This window comes from Desulfurococcaceae archaeon (assembly GCA_038845865.1).
Lineage (GTDB): Archaea > Thermoproteota > Thermoprotei_A > Sulfolobales > Desulfurococcaceae > UBA285.
In genome coordinates this window covers 495,060-520,017 of sequence record JAWBQJ010000001.1, presented here as the reverse complement: position 1 = coordinate 520,017, position 24,958 = coordinate 495,060, and the positions used below count along the sequence as shown (strand labels likewise).

Sequence of the window (24,958 nt, the reverse complement as noted above, 5' to 3'; positions counted from 1 at the left end):
TTGAAGAGCGATTACCGCTTCACGAGCAGGAGCCTGCCCTCCTCTTTTAAAAGATTTATGCGCGATCTGGGCAAGCTATCTGAGAGGCTCATTAGAGCTAGGGTACGGGTGCTCATAGCCCTATCAGGCTCCGATCCCACCAAGCTGGGGGTTCTCGCATCAAAACTAGTGAACTATTATGCTGGTAAGTGGTATAAGCTCGAGAGCAAAAAAGAACTAACCGGTCTTTACGTCTATCACGACGAATTCCCAGATGCGGTTAAGATTAAAGAGGTCTTCGAGGCCGAGGTTTCTAGCGTGAACTCAGTGGACTTTGAGTACTCTGTATATGAAAAGAGCGAGAAGTACCTCGGCGTGACAGTACAGTTCTTGGTGATGGATTTAACCAAGGACCTGAAGCCCAATGACGTTGGTAGATTGGTGGGCATCGTTGAAGGTGGAGGCATTATCGTGTTTCTCACCCCTCCATGGGAGACGTGGGACACCCACAAGACGATATTTAAGGAAACCCTTACCGTGCCTCAGTTCCCGGAGCCTAGACACGTGTTCATAACGTGGATCAAGAAAAAGCTCCTAGATCATGATGGTATAGGGGTATACGATGCTGATAACAACAGGGTCATCAAGAAACTAGAACTCAGGAGGGAACTTAAACCCTATACTAGAACGGTGAACATACCGAAAGAAAGGAGTTTTCCGAGCGAAGTTTACGAGCATGCGCTAACGATCGACCAGGTTAACGTGATTAAAGTCTTAGAATACTTCTACGAGAAGCCAAAAAAAGGCGCGAAGAAGGTCTTCGTCTTGACAGCCGATAGAGGTCGAGGTAAGAGTTGCGCCGTGGGAATAGGAGTAGTCGGGCTATTATGTTTATTCCGCAAAGTTAAACCCCGTTTTAGAGTTCTTGTAACGTCACCTGAGCCGGGCAACGTTCAATCCCTCATGAGCCTCGCAATGAAGGTCCTCGACAAGCTTGGATACAAGTATGACGTAGTAAAACGGGGAGGAAACGTGGTTGAAGTACGCGGAGAGAGATTTAGCATAGAGTACTGGGAACCATTAGTGATACCGAAACTTAAAGGCGACATAGTCGTGGTTGATGAAGCGGCAGGTATACATGTACCTCTACTATACAAGATCCTCGAAGCCCACAATAGGGTAGTATTTTCCACCACCATACACGGTTACGAAGGCGCGGGTAGGGGTTTTTCCGTCAGGTTTTTGAGAAGACTGAAAAGCATGGAAGGCGTGGAGCTGTATCAATACGAGATGAGCGAGCCAATACGCTACAACTACGATGACCCCGTAGAAGAGTGGCTGTTTAAAGCCCTACTACTAGATGCGGAGCCCGTAGGACTAGATGAGGAAGACTTGAAAGACATCGAAGCTAAGAGGCTAGTGTACACGAGGTACGAACCCGGGGAGCTATTTGAAAACGAAGAAGAGCTCAGGCAACTATTCGGCATATACGTGCTCGCACATTACAGAAACGAACCCGACGACCTCGGAATGCTGGCAGATGCACCACACCACATAGTAAGGGCTATTAAGACGACTTCGGGTAAGGTAGTCTGCGCGGTGCAAATAGCGCAGGAAGGTCCCATAGACCCGAAAATGATCGGCGAGTTGTTGCGGGGAGGCAAGATCCCCGGCAACATCATACCGGACAGGTTTCTTAAACACGCGAGGTTGATAGAGTTCGCGAATACCGCTGGCTGGCGCATAGTGAGAATAGCTACACACCCAGCCGTACAAGGTAAGGGTGTAGGTAGTTGGGCATTGGAAAAGGTATTCGAGGAGGTTAAAGAGAGGGGCCTAGACTGGTTGGGTTCAGGGTTCGGGGTTACGGAGGAGCTCTTAAAATTCTGGATTAAAAACGGATTTAGCGTTGTTCACATAAGCCCTGACAGAAACCCCGTTAGTGGAGAGTACACGGTGCTGGTGATAAAGCCTGCTAACGAAAAAGCTGCAAAACTCGTCGAAATAGCTAAGTTAGAGTTCAAGTTGAAACTGCTTAACAGTATCTCGGTAAACTACAGAGAGCTTGAACCCGAGGTAGCTTACTTAATGCTAGATGCCGATCCCTATTTTTACCATGAAAGGCCCCCGGCACCCTCACTAATAGCCATTGACAGGCTCTGGACTTACTGCACAGGCCCTATGACGTTTGAAGCGGCCGCTGACTTGATGTACACCATTGCAAAGCTTCACTGGCTTGTAAGCAAAGAAGCCAGACCTCAACTTAACAGGTTACAGGAACTACTACTGATCACAAGGGCCCTTCAAGGGCTATCCTGGGATGAAGCCGCCAGCATGCTCAAAAAACCCGTAAAGACCCTTCAAGAAGCCGGTCACGAGATAGCATGCATATACTTTGAATATTTCACTGGTCTCAAACGCGAAGCATATAAGCCCGGGGTGTCCATCTCATCATATAAGCCCGGAATACCAAGCTACTAGGTGGACTCTGTAACCCGTACTTACAGTAAAGCCCACCAGACACCGAGTAATGGGCTATAGTCATGACCGTCGTGTTTAAACTCGACCCGCAACAACCAGATTCCCTGATTCTAGCCAAGGCCGCCGAAATTCTACGGAGAGGAGGAATCGTGGCGTTTCCAACGGAAACCGTTTACGGTCTAGGCGCGGTTGTCTTTAATGAAGAGGCCGTTAAAAAGATCTTCTGGGCTAAGCTGAGGCCGCCCGATAACCCCCTCATTATACACATATGCGATGTAAACATGCTCAATGAGGTCGCTGTAGATATACCCGACAAAGCCCGTAGGTTAATGGAGGCGTTTTGGCCGGGCCCCCTCACGTTGATTCTACCAAGACATCCACGCGTTCCAAAAATAGTTACGAGCGGGCTTGACACAGTAGCCGTGAGAATGCCGGCACACCCCGTGGCGTTGGGCTTAATTAGAGAAACAAGGGCACCCATAGCTGCCCCTAGCGCAAACCTCGCAGGTAAGCCTAGCCCTACAAGCGCCGAACACGTAATTAGGGACCTCTACAATAGAATAGATGCCATCATAGATGCCGGGGAAACAGTTCACGGCGTGGAGTCCACGATAATAGACATCCTCGCAGAACCCCCGGTGCTGCTCAGACCTGGCGCGTATGCCGTAGAGGACATTGAGAAAGTTTTAGGAGAAAAGATAGCGGTTCCCGAGTTCGCCCGTGGATACCGAGAAGCCGATATAGCACTTGCACCTGGAATGAAGTATAGGCACTATGCCCCAGACACCCCCCTAATCCTCGTAGAGCCCCTCTCCGGGAGCATTGAAAGCCTCAAAAAGACGATATTGACTAGCGCCTTGAAATATGTCAAAGAGGGATTAAAGGTATGCATAGTTGCAACGCGCGAAACAGCCTCCACTTACACATCGTTACCCAACTCTATTATACTGGAACTAGGTTCGCGGTTTAACGTGTTTGAAATTGCTAAAAACCTGTTCAAAACGTTAAGAAGCCTTGACGACCTGGACTGCGATGTTGCAGTCGTCGAGGGTGTAGAGGAGCGTGGCCTGGGTTTAGCGGTCATGAATAGGTTGAGGAAGGCTTCAAAGACGGTGATTAAAGCTTAGCGAGCGCTACTAGCCTAACGTCTGTCTGAGAACCACCGCTCTGAGTACGTAGTCTGGGAAGTACTTCCTGATCAGCGCCTCCACTTCCTTCTGCACGTGGCGGTTGACGTCACTACGACCATAAAGCCGCAGAACAGCTTCATTAAAGCCTGGGTACAAGTGCAGGCTGGCGACGAATAACCCGTTATACGCTATCCTGATACTGTACGAGTGTCTCTCGGCCCACAGACCGCGCATTCGAAGCTCGTGAACGAGACCGTTCAACACCTTCGCGTTTACCCCCCTTGGAAACAACAACTTGCACCTCGTGCAACCTATTTATTGCTCGGTAAGACCTTATAATTTGTGGTGATAGAGCTCTAAAGGCCTGAAAGGTGATGAGCCCGCGCAGGGTTGACTGCAAACGTTCTTTAATAACAGCGTTAACGGGGGCAAGCGGCATAGCCCTTGGACTATGGTTCCTAAAGCACGTCAGCATCCTAAAGAGTTACTATGAGTGCATATATGCTACCTACACGGAAGGAGCGATGAAGGTTGCGAGAATAGAGGAGAGCGTAGACCTGCAGCACTACTTGCGATCACTAGACGTTGATGCTGTGTACTTCGAAAACGACCTAGAAGCCCCTATAGCGAGCTCGAGTCGCCTTGTACACTCAGACATGGTCATAGTACCGGCATCCCTCAATACTACGGGAAAGATAGCTAATGGGATCCAGGACAACCTCGTTACAAGGGCGGCAGGTAGCATTCTCCGTTTAGGGGGGAAACTCGTGGTCGTTGTCAGGGAGACCCCGCTTTCTCCAATAGACTTGAGGAACTTGTATAGACTCTCGCGTGCAGGTGCCATAATACTCCCAGCTACGATAGCCATGTATCCTCGACCTAAGGGCATCGAAGACATCCTAGACTTCATCACCGGTAAAATTCTAGACGTGCTCGGTATCGCTCATAGCTTGTACGACAGGTGGGCGTCAACGTAGCTACATTCCGGCTTACAGTTAGGATGCGTGGTTAGTTGAAGGGTATAAAAATATAAAGGTATGAGGGCAAAAATACACCTGGAACACGCAATTGCGCTGTAGGTGCTTATTAATGAAAAACCCCGTAGGCGACTCTAAGGGCCGCTCCTACACGCAAATACCACGAAAACCCACACCGCAACCGTCACATTATGTAGGTGAGCAGAAGGTTACGCCACAGCCAATAGGGGAAAAATGTAATCCTCTATGCCCGCTCTTCATGTGCGGTAGAAACGCGTTGTTTGTTGCGAACAAGCCATTTAAGGGTAGAATTGTCAAGACCGCTCAATGTAGACTCACAGGAGGCGAGTGCATCGGCGGCGAATGCCAGTACTCGTCCTGCAAGGTTAACAGCTTACTGCCAGATAACAGGTGCGCCAAGGCACTGGAGAAGAAAGTGGGTAGAGTATCAGACGAAGAACTCTTTAAGCAGATGATGCAGTTCGAGGAATACGACGTGAGCGACTTTAAGCGCTATTAAAACGCGCTAACTCGCTTCACCTTTACGGCTTCCACCAAGAAAGCACGAAGTACTTTACTCTATCACTGCTCACCGTTGCTATTAAAAGTTTCTTTCTAACAGAGTGTAACAACCTGCCAGACCTCACAAGCTCTATTGGGTCGATATCTTCGTTATGGTTGTAAACCAAGACCCCGAAAGGCGCGTGATCTATTCCAGGCCCGTAACGGTATACAAGGTAGTCGCAACCGAACTTGAGCCCCCTTCTCACTATGAAGCCGCGAGACTTTAAGTCGCAGTATACTTTATACAAAGCATCGAACTTATTTACACGGCGTCTTCCGGTTTCGAGCAGCTCCTCGCGGTTTAGCAGGTGCCCGTTTTCAATGACGTTCAGTAAGCCCTTCTCAACCAAGTAAGTCGCTTCAATTATTGAGAGTTCGAGGGGGGCCTTTATATCCTTGTTTCTCGGTTTATTTACGCCAAGAAAGGTTCCGTAATACCCGGTCCAGTACGTGTCGTTTGCGCACTTATAGTCAAATACTACTACTCTATTACCGAGTAGGAATCCATAACAACCTCTCAGCTCCACGCCTACCTCGCTGACCTTGCTAGTGCCAAGTAGCGTATTTCCTCACCAACGTTCTTGAGGAAGTCGCTTATGTCCTCCAGGTGCTCGAATATGTCTTTCAATATTAAGAGTGCCGTTATGTAGCCCGAATACCTTGTGTATATATCAAATAAGCTCTTCCTGAACATCGTGTCTATCTCCTCTTCGATCTTGAAGACCACGTTCACCTCTTCCATCACCTTCTTCGGTGAAAGTCTTATCCTTGAAACCGCGTTCTCAATTGCACCTAGTTGCTGTCTTTCGAGTTCTATCATCTTCATGAATGTCTCCAGCACTCCTTTATCCAGCAAGACCTTACTTTCATGTGCTAGTAGTATTCGGTAAGCAACTCCATCTATTTGCTGAACTATTTTGTCGAGCCCCCTGATCATGTTTATGTAGCTCGAGGAGTATAGCATCACCTCACTACTCTTGACCAGGTACTCCATGACTAGCATTACGGCGTCTTCGCCGCGGTTCTTGACGCTTCTAACCTTTTCATATATTTTCTCCATGGATGCCTCAGACTGCTCGTTATAGTTTTTCAACATGTTACCAAGTATTTCAAGCTCGTCTCTTACGATTCTGCACATGTTAATGAGCTGCTCGACCGCCGTCATCTCAACCAGTGATTCCCCTCTCTCCTCGAACATCCTCAATCCCATTGTAATGCTCACTCTAGAATAATCAGCTAAGAGGCTTTTAAGGAATATCTAAGTAGGGGGTTAGAATAGCGGTGCAAATCGCAGTTATAGATGCCCTTGCACGGGCCCAGGGGGAAAGGTACGCTACCTTCGATGTTGTGGGATCCGGGCCCCGCATCGTGGCCGGAATCTCAGAAGAGTTTGGAGAAGTGAGTTTTTATCCCTATGAAAAGGCTACGGGAAGAACCTCAGAGCTACTTAGGGCAGACATAGTAATGATCTCGGCCATGAGTAGCGACTTTATTGCCCTCTGCAAGATAGTTACCAAATTACGTAACCGGAACTTTAAGGGTTACATCATTGCGGGAGGGCCAATAAGCTTCGAGTACGCTAAGCTACTTAGAGAAGGTACGGTAGATGTTGTTGTAGTAGGAGAGGCTGAAATACCGCTCAGAGAGCTCCTCTTACGCATCTCAAGGGGTGAGCACGGCTCACTGGACTCTATTCCTGCTCTAGCGTATAGAGGGCCGGGTGGACTAGTAAAACTCACATCAAGACACGTCCATACACCTAAAGAAGTTCTTTCCAGCATAAGGCCTTGGACACGTGTAGATCAGGCATTTGAACACCCCCAAATATACAGATTTTACGTTGAAGTTGTAAGGGGGTGCAGCAATTTCCAGCGACCCATGATCAGGCTACCGAGAACGAGTTGTGTTGAGTGCTTAAGGTGTAAAAGTCAAGTTCTCGAGGAGAGGCTTGAATGCCCTGCCGGCATCTTACCGGGATGTGGTTTTTGCGGTGTACCTTACATGTTTGGCCCTCCGCGAAGCAGGGAGCCGCGATCTATAATTAAAGAGGTTTCGGACCTGGTAAGTCATGGTGCACGAAGAATAGTTTTAAGCGCGCCCGACTTCTTAGACTATGGTAGAGATGAGCTAGTTAAAGGGCCTCTTACAAACCCCTGCTACCCCCCGGCAAACGTAGATGCCATTGAGAAACTGCTGAATGAACTTGCGTCACTTGAAGAAGTCAAAGGGGGTAAAATAGCGATCATGATTGAGAACATTAAAGCTTGCTTGGTTAACGAGGACGTAGGTAAGATCCTGGGTAGATACTTGAAAGGGACAACCATCCACATCGGTCTTGAAACTGGGTGCGACTGGTTTAATGAAAGGGTACTGGGAAAGCCGATCACGGTAGAACACGTAATTAAGGCCTCTAAGATCTTAAAGGATCATGGGTTAAGGCCCTACATATATTTAATGTATGCATTGCCCGCCGCGACGAGAGAAGTCTACTTAGAAACACTAAAAGCCGTTGAAAGGCTAGGGAAAATTCCCGTTGAAAAAATTACGCTCTACAAGTACGTTAACCTACCGGCAACAGCGTTCGAGGAGCTGCTACCGGACAGTAAGAGCCATAGGGAGTACATCACTCGACTAAAAAGACTCGTGGATAGGTATAACATGATCGCGAAAAGGGACCTCATAGGTAAGGGGATCGAAGTGTTCCTCCTCGAAGAAGGAAAACGCACTTACGGTTACCCAGTTAAGCACGGTCCCGTCGTGTTTGTCAAGAAAACCATGAAGAGACGTGTAAGTGGTTGCAAGGGCCTCGTAAAGGTGGTCAGCGTGAATAGTAGATTTGTACGCGGCATTCTCATCTCTATTTTAGAGTGTCCAGAGCGACCTCGAATTTCTCAATGATGTTCTGCACCTCGTTAACCTTATCCACGTGTCCGCGTTTGCTCAGGAGATCGGCAAGATCTTTCAAGATCAGGATGATGTAGGGCACGCTGACAAGGACTAGCGTCCTATAGTATACACTAATGTACTTCACGAGCTTGTCTTCTTTGTCGTGTTTTTCGATAAGATTCTTCGCCTCGGTCAATATGGATGGCGCCTGAACCGCTATTACCCTCGCTGAGCTCACGAACTTCGATGCTAAATCGGCGTCGCCTGTAGATAGGGCTAATTTCCCCTCACTTATAGCCTCTTCGCAACTGCCCACCAGCCTTCTAAGCGACGTTAGCGCATTGTAAAGGCTCATTGGGGTTCCTTCCTCCTAATGGTAACTATGCTGTTGTCAGCCACGCCCTGTTTCTCCAAATCCGCAGGGTACACGGTAATGGATGTTTCACGCGACTCTACGACCTCGGCGGTGAGGATCGCCTTTCGTTTGCCTGCAACGACTATCTCTACTAGGTCTCCGCTCTTCACACCTATATCGTTCGCCACGTGCACCGGTATCCTCGCAATGGGCTTATCCAAGCTTCTATCAAATCGTATTCTAACGCGCTTTTCTCGGATAGCCTTCTTCTCTCCTTTAAGTTCCGTAGCGGGTGGAATTATTGCAAGTAGTTTTGATAAGTCTACTTTTGCTTTTTCCTGGTGTTCAGGCGCCTCCGGCCTCTCTAAAGACATGTGGTTTTCACCGGCCTCGAGTATAGTTTTGCTCGCCAGGCTAATATACGAGTACGCCGGGACCGAGGGCCTTTAGTAAGTAGCTTGCAACTTCATCTATACCTATACGTATTTGCTGTGTTGTATCCCTATCCCTGATAGTGACAGTGCTGTCTTCAAGCGTCTGGTAGTCCACTGTTATTGCATAAGGTATCCCTATCTCGTCTGCTCTAGCGTACCTCCTACCAATGCTGCCTTCTTCGTCATATAACACCCTGAAGCCTCGTGCGATGAGGTCTTTGTAGACCTTCTTGGCGACTTCAACCATTTTCAAGTGCTCATGTTTCTTGCCCGCGAGTAGCGGGAATACTGCCGCATGGTAAGGTGCAATATACGGTGGTAACTTCAAGACGACTTTCCCATCCCTCTCGGTGTACGAGTATTCTAGCACAACGTAGAGTAGCCTCTCGAGCCCGAAGGATGGCTCGGCGACGTGCGGGTATATTTTCTTACCGTGAACCTTAACTTCTTCCGTCTTTGTAAAGAAGCAGTCAGGGGTTAATTTAACCCCGCCCACTTCTATGTACCCCATGCTCTTTAATTCCATGTACAGGTCTTCCGGTTTGCGCTCCACTAAGAACCTCATTACCTCCGCAAACCTGTCCTTACCAGCGACCCTCTCAATGGATTCAGGATTTGGAACGGCCTTTTCTACCCTGAGTGTTACGGGTTTTTCATACTTTTTGAAGTACGTGAAATCTCCTTTACTATACTCGGCGTGCTTTTCGAGGTCGTAAGTAGTTCTATAGGCATACCCTGCGACCTCGATCCAGCCAAACCGGCTCGTATACACCTCCTGATCAAACGTTTGAGCCGAGTAGTGAGCTCTTTCGTGTAAAAGCTTCTCCACGAACCTGACCTTGTCGTGGGGTATGCCGAGGCTCTTAACGAGTTTGTTTCCAATTCCCATCCAGTAAGCTAGCCACGGCGTCTTCACGATCTTCTTGCTGATAGACTCTTCCACGCTATACTCTTCTGGCTCTTCAACGCCACGGAGCCTCATTTCAGCCGTTACCACTCTCAGCTTCTCGTCTCTAACTTCGTCTAGCACTTCAGCGACTTCTCTCTCGGCTTCCTCGGGGTCGAAAAAGAACTCGACTTCCATGATTGTAAACTCCCTCAACCTAAGTAGGCCCTGCCGTGGAGAGATCTCATTCCTGGCGACTTTACCGATCTGCGCTATTCCCAACGGTAGCCTGTTCCTCGATATTCTGAGGATGTGTGGAAAGTTTATGAACATCCCCTGCGCGTGCTCTGGCCTTAAGTAAGCTAGCTCGCCTCTATACGGGCCTATTTGCGTTGTAAAGAGAAGCAATGCGTTGAACACGGGGTTAAACTCCCCTCCGCAATCAGGGCACTTTAAGTTGTGCTCTTCGATAACCCTATTCATCTCATCGATGCTCCACCCCTCTACATTTAATCCCAGGAGATCTCTTATCAGGTGATCGGCTCGGTAGACCCGTTTGCACCTCGAACACTCAAGTACGGGGTCCGTGAAGTGTTCCTCGTGGCCGCTGGCTTTGAACACTATCCTAGGGTTTATTACCGGTGTTTCCACCTCAATAACGTTTTCTTTGGAGTACACGAACAGCCTTAACCACAAGCTCGCTATGTTCCTCTTGATCAGTACCCCCACGGGCCCGAAATCGTAGAATCCCGCTACACCGCCGTATATCTCAAACGATGACCAAAATACCCCTCTCCTTTTCGCTATTTCTACTAATTTGTCGTAAAGGTCGCCGTTGACCAAGCCTCATCACCTTACTTAACGTGGGTAGCCACGCTGCCTAGAGTTAAATAACTAGTTGGTTGATATATGTACTAAATGCCCAGAAGCGTGAGGAATAAAATGGCGTGGAAAACGCTACTTCTGAGTTACACCTTTGCATGCTTAGAAAATGAGGAGTCACCTATAGCGGTTCTAGGAATACCGCTAGACGTGAGTAGCACTTATAGGCCTGGTTCAAGATACGCGCCTCAGAAAATACGCGATGCTGCATGTAACATAGAGCTTTACAGCCTAGCGGCGGGCACCGTAATAGAAGACACCGGTTTTAAAGATTACGGCGACTTGGTTTTACCACCGGGAGACGTCGGTATAGCGCTGGACAGAATCGAGTTTGTAACTAAGAGTATTGTAAAGGAACACGCAGGGTTAATGGTCGTGCTTGGGGGCGAGCATCTATTAACGTACTCGGTGGTTCGCGCTCTGAAAAACAACATAGATACCCTCGTGGTGTTCGATGCACATCTAGATGCGCGAAACGAGTACCTTGGTTCAACACTAAACCACGCAACATTTCTGAGAAAACTCGTTGAAGATGGTACGAAGGTGGTTCACATAGGTTCAAGAGCTTACAGCAAGGAAGAGCTCGAGTACATATCGGGTAAGGACGTAAAGGTCATCGGCGTTCTTGAAGCGCTTAAAGGGGAAGTGGATTTAAACGACCTCAACAAAGTCTACATAAGCATTGATATGGATGTGTTTGATCCTTCAATAGCTCCAGGGGTCTCTAATCCGGAGCCCTTCGGGCTAAATCACTTTGAATTTATGCGTGTACTGAAGAAGATATTTGAAAAATCCAGCGAGGTTGTAGCACTAGACATCGTGGAGTTGAACCCGCTCGTTGATGTTGGAGACGTGACTAGCATTTTAGCTGCCAAGATCGTAATAGAGGCCTCCGGGCTCTATTTAAAAGGGAGAGAGGTCTCGAGAATCAAATAGCCTTCACGATTCTGTACGTTCGAGCAACCTTGTATACGATTTCGTAAGTGCACTTAGGGCACCTCACCTGTCTACCATACGTTCTAACCATCTCCTCGAGGTCAAACACGTAACCACACCTACCGCACTTGTATTTGACCATGGTAATCACCAAGTACACTATATCCTGGTCTAACATGTGGAAGGTAGGTTTTTAAGTCTTGACGCGTAAACTATTAGGTAGAGCTCGGTGATGCGCAAAAACATGTCTGGCTTAGAGTGTGGTGGGTTACCCTCCGAGATCTGCGAAAGGCTACTAGTGGAACAACCACTAATAAAAATAAGGCTTGATACTAGAAAGTTCGGGAAAGCGGTAACGGTAGTAGATGGGTTTCCGACGGACAAGGAGCTGTTAAAACAGCTTGCGAGGTTTTTCAAGTCTAAACTAGCTACCGGTGGTACGTTTAGGGAGGAGGGGGGTAGAATAGAGCTTCAAGGAGATCAAAGGCAGCGGGTAAAGCAGTTATTGGTAGAAGAGCTAGGCATGCCGCCAGAAAACATTTTAATAATGAGCTAGGACGATCAGAACAGTTTAGATATTCTTAGCTGTTTTTCCACGAAACTCCGCTACTCCTCTACCTCAACGCTTAGGACCTTCATGAGTTCTCTACATCTATTCCTCACGGTAACCTCTGTTACCCCTGCGACGTTTGCTATTTCCTTCTGAGACCTCTCTTCACCCAGCCTCTCGCATGCTAGATAGACGGCAGCGGCAGCCAGCCCTACGGGGTCCTTACCGCCTAGTATGCCGGCTTCTCTCGCCTTGTATAGTATTTCAATGGCTGTTCTCACGACTGCTCCCGACAGTCCAAGGGCATGAGCGATCCTCGGCACGAAGTCGGCTGGATCGCTCGTCGTCACTTTAATGCTTAGCTCCCTTAGCAGTAGCCTGTAGCACCTGGCGATCTCCTTTCTACTAACGCGCGAGTATTCTTCGATTTCATCAAGCGTTCTCGGGAGCTTTCTCATCCTGCAGGCTAAGTAAACTGCCGCGGCAATTACGCTTTCGATGCTTCTACCTCTAACTAGGCCTTTTTCAACTGCCTCTCTGTATATCTTCGCCGCCTCTTCCCTAATGTAAGACGGTAGGTTTAGTAGATCGGCGAGCCTGTCAAGCTCGTTCATCGCTTGAGCTAAATTCCTTTCAACGCTGGTAAGTATTCTAGTTCTAGCCTGCCATCTCCGTAACTTGTACAGTTGATACTTCTTGTTTACAAGAGCGTGCCCTGCAGCGTCCCTATCTGAGTAATCTATGGTTGTGGTGAATCCCATGTCGTGTACGGTCGGCGTAATGGGCCCTCCAGTCCTGGCCCTTCTCTCCCGTTCCTCAGGTGTGAATGCGCGCCACTCTGCGCGGTCGTCTATTACCCTATCTTCGATAACCTCGCCTGTTTCAAGGCATATATACTCGGCCCTGGCCACGTCGTAGACAATCTTGTCGGGAGGACATTGCGCTCTATTTTTTTGCGGAGATCGTTCACTCCCAGGAGTTTCTAAGTTATCTTCTTCGGTAACCATAAAAACACCCAGGGCATTCACTAAGGGTGCATTAGCCCCTTATAAACTTAACGCAAGGCTTAAAAATCAATTAATGAAGAACTGTTAAAAACCTTAAATATCTAATTTCACGAAAGGTTAATAAGCCTTCCTACAACTAGGAGATAGAGGTACAGGTAGCCGGGTCGTCTAGCGGCCAAGGATGCGGGGCTTTGGCCGAGTAGAAGAAACCCCGTGACCGGGGTTCGAATCCCCGCCCGGCTATTCTTACCTCTTGTCTAGCACGAAGGGGCTGATTTCATCGCCGTACCTGTACCTCGCACTCTCAAGCCTCCGCTTCTGCCACAACATTATTTCGTAGAATTTCCGCGGCGTATCGGCTACGCTTTCGTATGTTCTCCATATTCGTTCAATTTTCTCTAAGTGTTTACTTACCCTCACCGTGAATAGTTTCTGGTAAAGTCCTTCGCCGAATTCCTTACCGAGCTCCTTTTCGAACAGTTTTACCAGGTCTTCATATAGTGGAATATAGCCTGTAGGCGTTTCGATGGCATCTACATCACCGTTAACCCTTAACTCCATCCACTTGAGCCAGACCCTTTTATCGACTTTTTCTGTTAGGTACCTCCCGTGCTTATCTCTCAGGAAGTAGTTTACTCCGAAGACTCTAGGTCTTTCTATTAGTTTTTCACCGAATTTGAAGTGTAGCTCTACGAATGCCCCGGGTGACAGTGGTAGGAAGTCTAGTATTGCAAACGGGTTGAATTCCATTTTGCCGACCTGTCCGAGCACGGCAGCGGTCCTCTCGGATTCTAGCGATGCCCCCTTCGTGACTACGCCGTGATCCCAGTCAAACGACTCCTCAACCGGGACCCATGTGTCAGGGTCTCGCCCCCCGAAGATCATCCCCTTCACGGGCACCCCCATCGGGTCGTTTATCCTCGGATCTACTTTCTCCAGGTAGAAGATACTGGTTGTAAACCTACCATTTGGATGAGATGGCGGTAACTCCGCGCCTCTTTCATCTTTTTTTCCAGGCCACCAATTACCGGCGTAGTTTATACCCGGTTTAGGAGGGGATGCTTTTCCATTCCACCACACTTCTCCCTCTTCTGTAAGCAGAACGTTCGCGAAGATGACCTCGGTGTCCTTCCGGGTCAGTATCTCGTAGATCTCCGGGTCATCGCTCGGGTTTACACCATCTATTATACCGAACATCCCCACCTCCGGGTTAACAGCTCTCGCTAAGCCGTCGACGTTCCTGATTATAGCTAAGTCGTCACCTACTACCGTGTCCGCTATTAACGCCGTTGCCGTCTTACCACAACCAGCTGGAAATGCACCTGTGAAATACGAAATTCTGCCGCCAGGTCCCTTAACACCAACTATAAACATGTGCTCACAAAGCCAGCCTTCTTTGTAACCCATGTCTACGCATATTCTTAGCGAGAGTTTCTTCAAGCCAACGGTGTTACCAGCATACTGCGTGTTCACGCTGTAGACAACCCTGTCGTCGAGGTCTATGTATATTCTCCTTTTGTGTATATTGAGGGACCAGCCATTCTCGTCCCTTTCACCTGCACTGTGTAGGAACCTCATGTAGCGTAGGTCTTCTCTACTCGTAAAGACATCATAGCATACCCGGTACAGTATGTTACTACTGTGGACAACATACGCCGAGTCGGTCACTTGCACACCATAGAGCGTGAATAAGGAGTCCCTGGGGCCGAAGCAGTAAAGCCCAACGTACATCTCCTTACCCTTCATGATCCCCCTGAAGAGCTCCGTCACTTCGGTTAAGGCCTCCCCCCGCTCTTTCGTGTTGATCATGGGAATGGTCACTCCCGGGGGAACGAGGATCCTAGTGTTCTCTCTATCTCGGGCCAAGTCCTTGGGCCCGTCGAAGTGCACGGTGTGAAGCGGATTGTACCTTGAGGGCACCTCCTCCCTGTTCTCAATGGCTTTCTTCCTAATGTAATCGAGATCTTCGCGAGAACCGGTGATAACGAATATCTTGGCGGGCGTCGTCAGTTCCGCTACGTCGAGTATCCATTTCAATAACTCTGTATTCTTTATCTTAGATATCTTCTCTAAATTAGAGCTATCCGTGTACTTGGAGAGCCTCCGAACGATTTCATCTCTTCCATTCCCACCTTCTTCTAGGATTCTGGTGTTTTCCAGCGGCATGGAGCCTCCCCGCGCGTACATACTTTAACCAATGAGGTTATTATGAGTTATTTAGCGTTTCAAAGAGGATCTAGGCCCTTAAGAGCAAGCGCGATAACGCCGAGGACACCTTATCCGCTATTCTTAGGGGTTCCGGTACTGGACTGTACAGACACAGTCTTTTCACCGTGCAGATCGCCTCGTACACGCCCACACCCTGGACATGTATTTTGATCGTCCTCCAAGGCGTCTCCACGTAGATCATGTTCTTGTACACGTCCTCGATGACTCTGTATCTCTCATACCAGTCCGCGAAGTGCTTTTGAAGAGCCGAACGTATTCTCGGCAGGTTCAACGGGTGTGTTTGAATGACGACGACACCTTTACCCGTAGAGTTTGATAACCTGGCCGGATCTACTACGTCAAAACCCGCGTAGGTTACTCCGTCAAGTAGTATTAATGACCCCTTCAAGTTCCTTGAAATCGCCGTTATCGCGTGCTCAGTGGTGTTTAGGTCTACCCTTACCATGGACCAGGCAATTCTTCTAACATCTATTTGCTCGCTAACCTCTACTCCTACGATGTAAGTTACTCCCCTGCCACCCTTATAGCGCACGGGGAAAAAACCATCGTCGTATGCTTCTACTGTGCGTTTAAACAAAGTGCTTTAATGCCTCGTTCACTGCCTTTATTACTTCGTCCTTTACTCTTATGACCTTGGTAAGGCCGTGTCTACCGAGGCTCTTAACTTCCGCAACGATGATGCCCATCATATCTAGCTGTGAAATTATATAACTGATGCTCCTCATGGAAAGGGGTTCTAGGCCCTGCTTCTTGGCTTCTTCAACGTACACGGTGTAGACTTCTCCGGTAGTTGTGAAGCGTTTTTTCATGACCAGATCCACGATGATCTTTAGAACGAGTTTTTGTTGCAGGGGGAGGGCAACTATGCTTTGATATATTCGCCCTTCCTCGATTTCGAGTAACGCCTTCTTAACATGCTCTACCGTAACCTTGTTGACGTTCTCCCTTTCCGCTACCTCTCCGGCTACTCTCAACAAGTCCAGCGCTCTTCTCGCATCACCGTGCTCTCTAGCGGCTAGCGCAGCGCAATACGATATTACACTATCATCTATTACCTCCGAGTGAAATGCCTTTTCAGCACGCTGCTTGAGTATAGTGAAAAGCTGGTCCGCCGTATAGGGCGGGAACACTATCTCCTCTTCCCCTAGACTGGACCTAACACGGGGATCTAGGTTTTCTACGAAGTACAAGTTGTTTGTTATACCGACTATAGAGACCTTGGCCTTTGCCAAGTCCTCGTTTATTCTAAGCAGCTTATAGAGCACGTCGTCGCCGTTACGCTTAACGAAATAGTCTATTTCATCGAGTATTACTATGTGGAGCCCGCCCCAGCTGTCTAGGGCATTAATGTATTTCCTGTACACCTCGCTAAGGGCTAGCCCTGTATACGGTACCCTGAGGCCGAGACTAGACGCTATTGTAGCTAAAACCTTGTAGGCGGTGTCGACTTTTCTCGTGTTTACGTACACGTGATCGATCCTCACGCCCAGTACCGATGCCTTTTCAACTAGCCGTTTGACCACGTACTTAGCTACCACCGTCTTGCCCGTGCCCGTAAACCCGTATAAGAACACATTACTTGGCCTTTCGCCCTTAGCGGAAACGATCATTATCTCTGCCAACTTCGTGATCTCCCTTTCCCGGTGAGGTAGTGTTTCAGGTATGTAATCTGGATGCAAAACTTCCCTGTTCGCAAATACCCGAGACACCAATCCCCGTTTCCTTATAACCTCCTCTATTATGTCCAAGCTATTTAGGTTAACCACTGTGACACCCCTAAATGTAAACTGAGCCCTGTGAGAAACGTCACACTACCAACCACTTAAATTATAAGGAGCAACACAAAAATACTTTTAAACTTAAAAGTACCGTTTAAATTAACGGGTGGGCCGGTAGCTCAGCCTGGAAGAGCGCCCGGTTGGCAATATTACACCAAAATCCGGGAGGTCCCGGGTTCAAATCCCGGCCGGTCCACTTCATTCCGTACTCCACTAACTAACTTTATAAAAGCCCCTGTAACCTTGGAGATAATAAGAGGCTAAAATGCTTCGGAAGTTGATAGATATGGACGAAGAGGTAAACATCCTTGAACACGAACTAGTCCCGAAGCACGAAATAGTGCCGCCTGAGGAGGCCATGAAGATTTTGAAGAAACTAGGTATTGAGCCGTGGCAGCTACCTTGGATTTCAGCGGATGACCCCGTTGTAAAGGCTATAGGTGCTAGACCAGGAGATATAATAAGAGTTATAAGAAAAAGCCCTACTGCCGGTGTGTCGGCTGCCTATAGGTACGTAGTTGTAGAGGTGACTAGGAAGTCTTGAAGGTTCAACTGTCGCATGAAGACCTTTGGATCGTGGCGAAGAGGTATCTCGAAGAAAAGGGCTTAGTCAGGCAGCATTTAGATAGTTACAACAGGTTTACGCGGGAAATACTTCCAGCAATTATTGGAGAATTCAGAGTGATACCCATAACCGAGTCCATTAAAATATATATCGAAAAACCGAGAATAGATAGACCGCAGTGGATAGATATTGACGGCACGGCAAGTTATAAAACCCCGCTGGAGTGCAGAATAAGGAACCTGACATACATGGCGCCCGTTTACGTTACTATTAGAGTAGAAGGAGACGGTATTTACAGGGAAATGAACTTAAAGCTCATGGACTTGCCCGTTATGCTCAAATCGGAAATAGACCCGCTGAGTAAGGCGAGCCCGGAGGAGCTCGTAGAATACGGTGAGGATCCGCGAGATCCAGGGGGTTACTTCATAATTAACGGTAGCGAGCGCGTACTGGTCGCCCAGGAAGACCTTGCAAGCAATACTATCCTAGTAGACTATGGGCAGGAAGGTGCCGGCATAACCCACACCGCCAAGGTCGTCAGCGCGGCTAAAGGTAGGAGAGCCCAGTTAATAGTAGACCGCAGGAAGGACGGCATATTCTACGCTAACTTTCAAGGACACAAGATACCGGCAGTCATACTAATGATAGCTCTCGGGCTTGACACAAGGGAAGTGCTCTATGCCGTAAGTCCCGACCCTTCATATCACAATTACGTACTACCATCAATTCTTCAGGCAGAGCAGATCCTACCTAGACTGGAAATCCCACCAAACCTTTCAGAAGAGGAGATCAAGGCTTACGTGGAGGAGTACAGGAGAAGAATAGTCGAAGAAGCCCTAGATTACGTTGGATCGAGGTTTGCTGTGGGGAGACCGCGCGAAGAGAGGATTGAAAGGGCCCGTAGGCTATTAGATGAGAGGTTGTTGCCACATATAGGAATCGATTCTACTAGAGAAACGAGAATCCTCAAAGCAGTGTTCATAGGTCAAATGATGGCGAGGATCATCGAACTAATGCTAGGACGCAGGAAGCCCGATGACAAGGACCACTATAGGAACAAGAGGTTAAAACTAGCCGGAGACATGCTCGCAACGTTAGTGAGAACGGCACTTGTGGCATTTACGAGGGAACTGCGCGAAGAACTCGAGAAACAGCTTTCAAAGACTAGGAAACTCGAAATCAAAGCGGCATTTAAACACAGCATTATAACGGATAGAATACTACACGCAATGGCAACCGGTAACTGGCCTGGGGGCAGAACCGGTGTCAGTCAGCTACTAGATAGAACTAACATGCTAAGTACACTAAGCCACTTGAGGAGGGTGGTATCACCGTTAGCAAGGGGGCAACCGCACTTTGAGGCGAGGGAGCTTCACGGTACGCAGTGGGGCAGGATCTGCCCCTTCGAAACGCCCGAAGGAGCGAACATCGGTTTAGTGAAGAACCTTGCACTGCTAGTGAACGTGAGCGTGGGTATAGATGACAGGGAAATAGAAGAGCTGCTCTACGAGCTCGGAACAGTGCCGGTCATCACCATGAAAATTAAGGGTAAGGTGCATAGAGGCTACCTAGACGACGTCGTTGAAAGGCTAGAGCGCGGAGAGCTCAAAGGAGACGAGTACGTGGGGTGGGCTAGGGTATTCCTCAACGGCAAGCTCGTAGGCTACCACCCAGACGGCGAACTACTAACTAAAAACCTCAGAAGCCTCAGAAGACGAGGTAGACTTAGCTCCGAGGTAAACGTCGCGTACTTTAAGACGGAACACATCAACGAAGTGGTGATTAACACTGATGCGGGGCGCATAAGAAGACCCCTCATAGTAGTGGAGGGTGGCGCGCCGAAGCTTACAAAAGAGCACGTAGAGAAACTTAAGAAAGGAGAGATAGCGTTCGATGACCTCGTAAAGGCAGGCATAGTAGAGTACCTAGACCCCGATGAAGAAGAAAATGCCTATATAGCCTTAACCCCGGAGGAGGTAATTGAAGAGCATACGCACCTAGAATTGTGGTTACCCGGGATATTCGGGATAACGGCTTCAATAATACCATACGCTGAGCATAATCAAAGCCCAAGAAACATGTACGAAGCCGCCATGGCCAAGCAAGCGCTCAGCTTAAACACGGCGAACTTCCAGGAAAGAGTTGATACGCGCGGACACCTCCTACACTATCCTCAGAAGCCCATTGTAACGACGAAGGCGGCCAGCATCATCGGTTACGATGAAAGGCCAGCTGGACAGAACTTCGTAGTGGCCGTTCTCACCCTGACAGGATATAACATTGAAGACGCCGTAATACTAAATAGGAGTAGCGTTGAGAGGGGGCTCGCGAGATCGACGTTCTTCCGGCTTTATTCGACAGTCGAATACAAATACCCCGGTGGCGTACAGGACGAAATCACGAAGCCTTCGCCTAGTGCGAGAGGGTATAGGGGGCCGCGTGCTTACGAGCTATTAGACGACGACGGAATTATCGCGCCTGAAACGGAGGTCGTAGGAGGAGACGCGCTAGTAGGCAAGGTTAGTCCACCGAGATTCATCAGCGCCCAAGAATACGCCGTAGGCAGCATAACGAGGCAGGACACGAGCATAGCTGTAAGGCACGGTGAGAAGGGAGTAGTGGACGTTGTAATTCTGACCATGGATGATGAAGGCAACAAGCTAGTCAAAGTGAGAGTAAGAGATCCTAGAATTCCGGAACTAGGCGACAAATTTGCCTCTAGACATGGACAAAAGGGAGTAGTTGGGTTGCTAATACCGCAGTATGATATGCCGTTCACGGAGGACGGCGTAACGCCGGACCTGATCATCAATCCCCACGCATTCCCGAGCAGAATGACCGTTGGACAACTCCTCGAAAGCATTGCCGGCAAGGTAGCAGCTCTCCGCGGGGAGCCCGTGGATGCGACGCCGTTCTACAAAGAACGCGTCGAAAACCTAAAAATAGAGCTCAAGAGGTACGGCTACCCTCCAACCGGTGAAGAAGTAATGTACGATGGTAGGACCGGCGAGATGCTTAAAGGACCAGTATTCATTGGTATCGTTTACTATCAAAAGCTACACCACATGGTAAGCGATAAAATACACGCGAGGGCCAGAGGCCCCGTTCAGATCCTGACGCGGCAACCAACTCAAGGACGCTCTAGGGCTGGTGGGTTGCGGTGGGGTGAGATGGAAGTTGATTGCCTCGTAGGCCACGGTGCATCCATACTACTGAGAGAAACTATAAGGGAGAGGAGTGATTTGACAAGGGTTTACATTTGCGAAGAGTGCGGGCTCGTAGGTTACTACGACAAGAACAAGGGCAAGTTCATGTGCCCCGTTCACAAAGACAAGACGGTGCTAAAGCCTATTGATATAACTTATGCATTTAAGCTACTAATACAAGAGCTAATGAGCATGGGTATCAGGCCTAGGCTGTTCGTAGAAGACGTCGTCAAGAGGTGATCTAGACGGCATGATCACAACGCGTATTGCGAGGATACGATTTGGAATCCTCTCACCCGACGAAATACGGAAAATGAGCGTTACCGCGATATCAACAACAGACGTGTACGACAACGACGGCCTGCCCATAGACGGAGGCGTCATGGACAAGCACATGGGCGCGATCGAACCTGGAGAGGTGTGCCCTGTATGTGGAAATACCAGGGACGGCTGCCCCGGCCACTTCGGTCACATAGAGCTCGCTAAACCAATTATACACGTGGGGTTTGTAAAGTACATTCTAATGTACCTTAAAGCCACGTGCGAAGTCTGTGGAAGGCTTAAAATACCTGAAGCGGAGAGGCAGGAGTACTTAAGGCTTCTAAAAGACCTCAGCGACCTCGGACTAGTGTACCTTAAAAAGAGGCTTCACGAGTACATTAGGAAAAAAGCAACATCGACTGCGTCCTGCCCGCACTGTGGCACGCCATCTCGTAAGATTAAGCTCGACAGGCCTTATACCTTCTATGTACAGACGGAAACAGGCCTAAAGAAATTAACACCCAGCGAAATACGTGAAAGGCTTGAAAAAATCCCGGACGAGGATGTTCTACTTCTAGGTGGAGATCCCAAAGATGCGAGGCCGGAGTGGATGGTGATAACAGTCCTACCGGTACCACCTAGGACTGCGAGGCCTTCAATTACGCTTGAAACCGGTATTAGAAGCGAGGACGATCTAACGCACAAGCTCGTAGACATAGTCAGAGTTAATAATAGGCTAAGAGAGCACGTCGAGAGCGGCGCGCCGAGCGCCATTATCGAGGAGGAGTGGGAGTTGCTACAGTACCATGTTGCTACTTACATAGATAACGAGATTTCAGGGGTGCCGGTTGCTAGGCATAGAAGTGGCAAGGTTCTTAAAGGAATAGCGCAAAGGTTGAAGGGTAAAGAAGGCAGGTTTCGCGGAGATCTTAGAGGCAAGCGCGTTGACTTCTCAGCGAGGACGGTGATAAGCCCCGATCCGAGCCTCAGCATTAACGAGGTTGGTGTACCCGAGGAAATAGCCAAGATGCTGACAATACCCGAGAGGGTCACCCCGTGGAACATTGAGTTCTTGAGAAAATTCGTACTAAACGGGCCTGACAGGTGGCCCGGGGCAAACTACGTAATAAGGCCTGATGGGAGGAAGATCAGCCTCAAGTACGTTGACAGGAAGACAGCAGCTGAATCCCTTGAGCCTGGATTTATCGTTGAAAGGCACCTACTGGATGGAGACATAGTGCTGTTTAACAGGCAACCATCACTTCACAGGATCTCGGTAATGGCTCACGTGGTCAGGGTACTGCCCTACAAGACTCTCAGATTAAACCCGCTGGTCTGCCCACCGTATAATGCTGATTTCGATGGAGATGAGATGAACTTGCATGTACCGCAAGGCGAGGAGGCGAGAGCCGAGGCAAGGATACTCATGCTCGTAGAAAAGCACGTATTGACGCCTAGATATGGCGGCCCGATTATAGGGGGTTTACAAGACTTTATTAGCGGGGCTTACCTCTTAACGGTTAAATCGACTATCCTCACGAAGGATAAGGTAGCTACAATTTTATCCGCTGCCGGGTACTTCGGGCCGTTACCTGAACCAGCTATACTAAAGCCTAGGGAGTATTGGACCGGTAAGCAGCTCATATCCTTGTTCCTCCCGAAGGACTTCAATTATAGGAGGAACTCTAAACTAGGTAGTGCGTCGGCCTACCGTTGCATTGATGAAGACTGCCCGCACGATACTCTAGTAATAGTGAAAAACGGCATCTTGCTGGAAGGGGTCCTGGATAAGGCGAGTATAGGTAGAGAGGAACCTGAAAGCATAGTACACTGGCTCATTAAGGAGTACGGCGAAGACTTTGGCCGGTTCTTCATGGACAAGACGTATAAGATGTTCATTAGGGTATGCGAGATGCACGGTTTCACTATGAGTTATGACCACCTAGTGCTAAACGAAGTCGCGAGGAAGTCCGTCGAATTGATAATTAAGGACGGCCTCGAAGATGTAGACGAGCTGATTAAGCAGTATAGAGAGGGGAAGTTAACGCCGAGGCCGGGTAAAACGCTCGAGGAAAGTTTAGAAGACGAGATAATCGATACGCTCTCGAAGAAGCTACTAGATAAGGTGGCAGACGTGATCACCCAGCATTTCCTACTGAACAACCCCGTAGTCATCATGGCCCGTACAGGTGCTCGTGGAAACCCGATAAACTTAACACAAATGTCCGGCTTACTCGGCCAGCAAACGGTAAGGGGTAGGAGGTTAACGAGAGGGTTCGGCGGCAGAATGCTACCACACTTTAAACCAGGCGATATTAGCGCGGAAGCGAGAGGCTTCATCAAATCAGGATTCGTTAATGGCCTCAACCCGCTCGAACTATTCTTCCACGCGGCCGCCGGCAGAGAAGGCTTAATAGATACAGCAGTTAGGACGAGTCAATCAGGTTACATGCAGAGGAGGCTAATCAATGCACTACAAGATTTGAAGGTGTTCTATGATGGAACGGTCAGAACGGCGTCTGGGGAAGTTGTGCAATTGCTATACGGTGAGGATGGAGTCGACCCGATGAAAAGCGACCATGGAAAGGCTGTTAACGTGGATAGAATACTAGAAAAATACACGGCGTGGTAACCGTGGCGGCCGCTTATCTTAGAGAAGAAGATGTTGACGTTTTACTGGAAAAAGCCAAGAATGAGCTCGCACCCCAGCTTTACGAGGAACTCTCCAAGAAACTCAAAGACCTCGTGAGAAAGCGGAAATTAACAGCCGAGGTAGTAGCCGGCATTATTGAGGAGGTTGTAAGGAAATACCACGAATCCTTAATAGACCCCGGCGAAGCTGTAGGTACGATAACAGCACAGAGCATCGGAGAGCCCTCCACTCAGATGACCCTAAGGGTCTTCCACTACGCCGGTGTGAGGGAATACAACGTCACGCTAGGCCTCCCCCGTTTAATAGAGATCGTTGATGCTAGAAAGTACCCGGAAACACCGATAATGGAAATATACTTAAACGATCACGTGAAGTACGACCTAGACAAAGTCAAGGAGATAGCTAGACAAATCGAGTTAACCTTCATTGAAAACGTTACGGAAGAGCTCAGCATAGATTACACAGAGGGCGTTGTAATACTAAGATTGGACAGGGAAATGCTGGCCGATAAAGGTGTAACAGTCGAGCAGGTTACAAGGGTATTAAGCGAACTCGACATAGGCGAGGTTAAAGTATCGGACGAAAACCCCTTCGAGGTGCAAATAGCTCTATCCGAGGAGTACTTAGATCCCGTGAAGATCGAAAAGCTGAGAACGAGGATTCTCCAAGCGAGGGTTAAAGGGATTAAAGGCATAAAGAAGACGATCATCCAGCGAAGAGGAGACGAGTACATCATAATTGCCGAGGGAAGCAACTTGGAGGAGGTAATGCGTGTTCCCGGCGTGAACTGGAGAAAGGTCTACACGAACAGTATTCACGAGGTTGAACGAGTCCTCGGCATTGAGGCTGCTAGAACGGCTATAATCAAGGAAATCAAGAACACACTCGATGATCAGGGATTAGACGTTGACATAAGGCACATCATGTTACTAGCCGATATGATGACGTGGACTGGTCACGTAAGGCAAGTGGGTAGGATGGGCATTGCTGGGGAGAAGCCGAGTGTTCTCGCAAGAGCCACTTTTGAGACAACGGTACAAAAGCTTGTAGAAGCAGCTGTAATGGGTGAAGAGGACCTATTGCCTAGTGTGACGGAAAATATTATAATAGGCCAGGTCATTCCTGTAGGTACGGGGCTTGTACAGGTCTACATGAACCCCAACGTGTTCAGAGAAAGGGAACAGCAAGGAGGTGAGTGA

The 24,958-nt window shown here is 48.7% G+C and carries 22 protein-coding genes and 2 tRNA genes; 13 read left to right on the top strand and 11 right to left on the bottom strand.

Annotated elements, in window-relative coordinates:
• Both QXU03_02810 and QXU03_02805 read left to right on the top strand, forming a co-directional pair.
• A complete protein-coding gene (locus tag QXU03_02810) occupies positions 1-2,460 on the top strand; it encodes a tRNA(Met) cytidine acetyltransferase TmcA (GenBank protein MEM2170668.1) in 2,460 nt (819 codons plus the stop codon).
• A gap of 62 nt (positions 2,461-2,522) precedes the next feature.
• Positions 2,523-3,587 carry an L-threonylcarbamoyladenylate synthase gene (locus tag QXU03_02805; GenBank protein ID MEM2170667.1) on the top strand — a complete coding sequence of 355 codons (1,065 nt, stop codon included), beginning with the start codon at positions 2,523-2,525 and terminating at the stop codon, positions 3,585-3,587.
• Positions 3,588-3,596: 9 nt separating this feature from the next.
• On the opposite strand, the gene QXU03_02800 is transcribed toward QXU03_02805, so the two are convergent.
• Positions 3,597-3,881, bottom strand: coding sequence for a hypothetical protein (locus tag QXU03_02800; protein ID MEM2170666.1), 285 nt, complete (start codon positions 3,879-3,881; stop codon positions 3,597-3,599).
• 83 nt (positions 3,882-3,964) lie between these two features.
• Here QXU03_02800 and QXU03_02795 point away from each other — a divergent pair, with 83 nt between their 5' ends.
• Positions 3,965-4,567: a UbiX family flavin prenyltransferase gene (locus tag QXU03_02795; GenBank protein MEM2170665.1), complete on the top strand. Its 603-nt coding sequence runs from the start codon at positions 3,965-3,967 to the stop codon at positions 4,565-4,567.
• Between the two features lie 112 nt (positions 4,568-4,679).
• The gene (locus QXU03_02790) at positions 4,680-5,087 is read left to right on the top strand and encodes a hypothetical protein (protein ID MEM2170664.1); all 408 of its coding nucleotides are present in this window, start codon (positions 4,680-4,682) and stop codon (positions 5,085-5,087) included.
• Positions 5,088-5,109: 22 nt separating this feature from the next.
• Here QXU03_02790 and endA read toward each other — a convergent pair whose 3' ends face one another.
• Both endA and QXU03_02780 read right to left on the bottom strand, forming a co-directional pair.
• Positions 5,110-5,658, bottom strand: a complete 549-nt coding sequence (gene endA, locus QXU03_02785) for a tRNA-intron lyase (GenBank protein ID MEM2170663.1) — start codon at positions 5,656-5,658, stop codon at positions 5,110-5,112.
• Positions 5,659-5,660: 2 nt separating this feature from the next.
• Positions 5,661-6,353: a DUF47 domain-containing protein gene (locus QXU03_02780; protein MEM2170662.1), complete on the bottom strand. Its 693-nt coding sequence runs from the start codon at positions 6,351-6,353 to the stop codon at positions 5,661-5,663.
• A 59-nt stretch (positions 6,354-6,412) separates the two neighbouring features.
• Between QXU03_02780 and QXU03_02775 the strand changes: the two genes are divergently transcribed.
• Entirely contained in the window at positions 6,413-8,029 is a 1,617-nt protein-coding gene (locus tag QXU03_02775; protein ID MEM2170661.1) for a radical SAM protein, read from the top strand.
• On the opposite strand, the gene QXU03_02770 is transcribed toward QXU03_02775, so the two are convergent.
• The 3 genes from QXU03_02770 to glyS are packed head-to-tail and all read right to left on the bottom strand — an operon-like array spanning position 7,989 to position 10,535.
• Positions 7,989-8,372 carry a hypothetical protein gene (locus QXU03_02770; GenBank protein MEM2170660.1) on the bottom strand — a complete coding sequence of 128 codons (384 nt, stop codon included), beginning with the start codon at positions 8,370-8,372 and terminating at the stop codon, positions 7,989-7,991. The genes QXU03_02775 and QXU03_02770 overlap by 41 nt on opposite strands.
• Positions 8,369-8,746 (bottom strand): hypothetical protein, encoded by a 378-nt coding sequence (locus QXU03_02765; protein ID MEM2170659.1) that lies wholly within the window; start codon positions 8,744-8,746, stop codon positions 8,369-8,371. The genes QXU03_02770 and QXU03_02765 overlap by 4 nt, the downstream gene beginning before the upstream one ends.
• A gap of 40 nt (positions 8,747-8,786) precedes the next feature.
• Entirely contained in the window at positions 8,787-10,535 is a 1,749-nt protein-coding gene (gene glyS, locus QXU03_02760) for a glycine--tRNA ligase (protein MEM2170658.1), read from the bottom strand.
• Between the two features lie 75 nt (positions 10,536-10,610).
• Between glyS and speB the strand changes: the two genes are divergently transcribed.
• On the top strand, positions 10,611-11,510 hold the full coding sequence (gene speB, locus QXU03_02755) for an agmatinase (protein ID MEM2170657.1): 900 nt from the start codon (positions 10,611-10,613) through the stop codon (positions 11,508-11,510).
• On the opposite strand, the gene QXU03_02750 is transcribed toward speB, so the two are convergent.
• Entirely contained in the window at positions 11,503-11,652 is a 150-nt protein-coding gene (locus QXU03_02750) for a DNA-directed RNA polymerase subunit P (protein MEM2170656.1), read from the bottom strand. The genes speB and QXU03_02750 overlap by 8 nt on opposite strands.
• Before the next feature lie 102 nt (positions 11,653-11,754).
• Here QXU03_02750 and yciH point away from each other — a divergent pair, with 102 nt between their 5' ends.
• Positions 11,755-12,066 (top strand): stress response translation initiation inhibitor YciH, encoded by a 312-nt coding sequence (yciH, locus tag QXU03_02745; protein ID MEM2170655.1) that lies wholly within the window; start codon positions 11,755-11,757, stop codon positions 12,064-12,066.
• A gap of 50 nt (positions 12,067-12,116) precedes the next feature.
• Here yciH and QXU03_02740 read toward each other — a convergent pair whose 3' ends face one another.
• Positions 12,117-13,067 carry a transcription initiation factor IIB gene (locus QXU03_02740; protein MEM2170654.1) on the bottom strand — a complete coding sequence of 317 codons (951 nt, stop codon included), beginning with the start codon at positions 13,065-13,067 and terminating at the stop codon, positions 12,117-12,119.
• Positions 13,068-13,224: 157 nt separating this feature from the next.
• Here QXU03_02740 and QXU03_02735 point away from each other — a divergent pair.
• Positions 13,225-13,310 (top strand) — tRNA-Gln (locus QXU03_02735).
• A gap of 3 nt (positions 13,311-13,313) precedes the next feature.
• Here the strand turns inward: QXU03_02735 and QXU03_02730 are convergent.
• The 3 genes from QXU03_02730 to QXU03_02720 are packed head-to-tail and all read right to left on the bottom strand — an operon-like array spanning position 13,314 to position 17,062.
• Entirely contained in the window at positions 13,314-15,254 is a 1,941-nt protein-coding gene (locus tag QXU03_02730) for a phosphoenolpyruvate carboxykinase (GTP) (protein MEM2170653.1), read from the bottom strand.
• Between the two features lie 49 nt (positions 15,255-15,303).
• Positions 15,304-15,873: a DUF99 family protein gene (locus QXU03_02725; protein MEM2170652.1), complete on the bottom strand. Its 570-nt coding sequence runs from the start codon at positions 15,871-15,873 to the stop codon at positions 15,304-15,306.
• Entirely contained in the window at positions 15,866-17,062 is a 1,197-nt protein-coding gene (locus tag QXU03_02720; GenBank protein MEM2170651.1) for an orc1/cdc6 family replication initiation protein, read from the bottom strand. Before QXU03_02720 ends, QXU03_02725 begins: the two co-directional genes overlap by 8 nt.
• Positions 17,063-17,182: 120 nt before the next feature.
• On the opposite strand from QXU03_02720, the gene QXU03_02715 reads away from it, so the two are divergent.
• From QXU03_02715 to rpoA2, 5 genes are all read left to right on the top strand, one after another.
• Positions 17,183-17,270, top strand: a tRNA-Ala gene (locus tag QXU03_02715).
• Between the two features lie 90 nt (positions 17,271-17,360).
• Entirely contained in the window at positions 17,361-17,618 is a 258-nt protein-coding gene (locus tag QXU03_02710; protein MEM2170650.1) for a DNA-directed RNA polymerase subunit H, read from the top strand.
• On the top strand, positions 17,615-21,085 hold the full coding sequence (locus tag QXU03_02705) for a DNA-directed RNA polymerase subunit B (GenBank protein MEM2170649.1): 3,471 nt from the start codon (positions 17,615-17,617) through the stop codon (positions 21,083-21,085). The genes QXU03_02710 and QXU03_02705 overlap by 4 nt, the downstream gene beginning before the upstream one ends.
• A 10-nt stretch (positions 21,086-21,095) precedes the next feature.
• On the top strand, positions 21,096-23,738 hold the full coding sequence (locus QXU03_02700; GenBank protein MEM2170648.1) for a DNA-directed RNA polymerase subunit A': 2,643 nt from the start codon (positions 21,096-21,098) through the stop codon (positions 23,736-23,738).
• Positions 23,732-24,958 (top strand): DNA-directed RNA polymerase subunit A'', encoded by a 1,227-nt coding sequence (gene rpoA2 / locus QXU03_02695; protein ID MEM2170647.1) that lies wholly within the window; start codon positions 23,732-23,734, stop codon positions 24,956-24,958. The genes QXU03_02700 and rpoA2 overlap by 7 nt, the downstream gene beginning before the upstream one ends.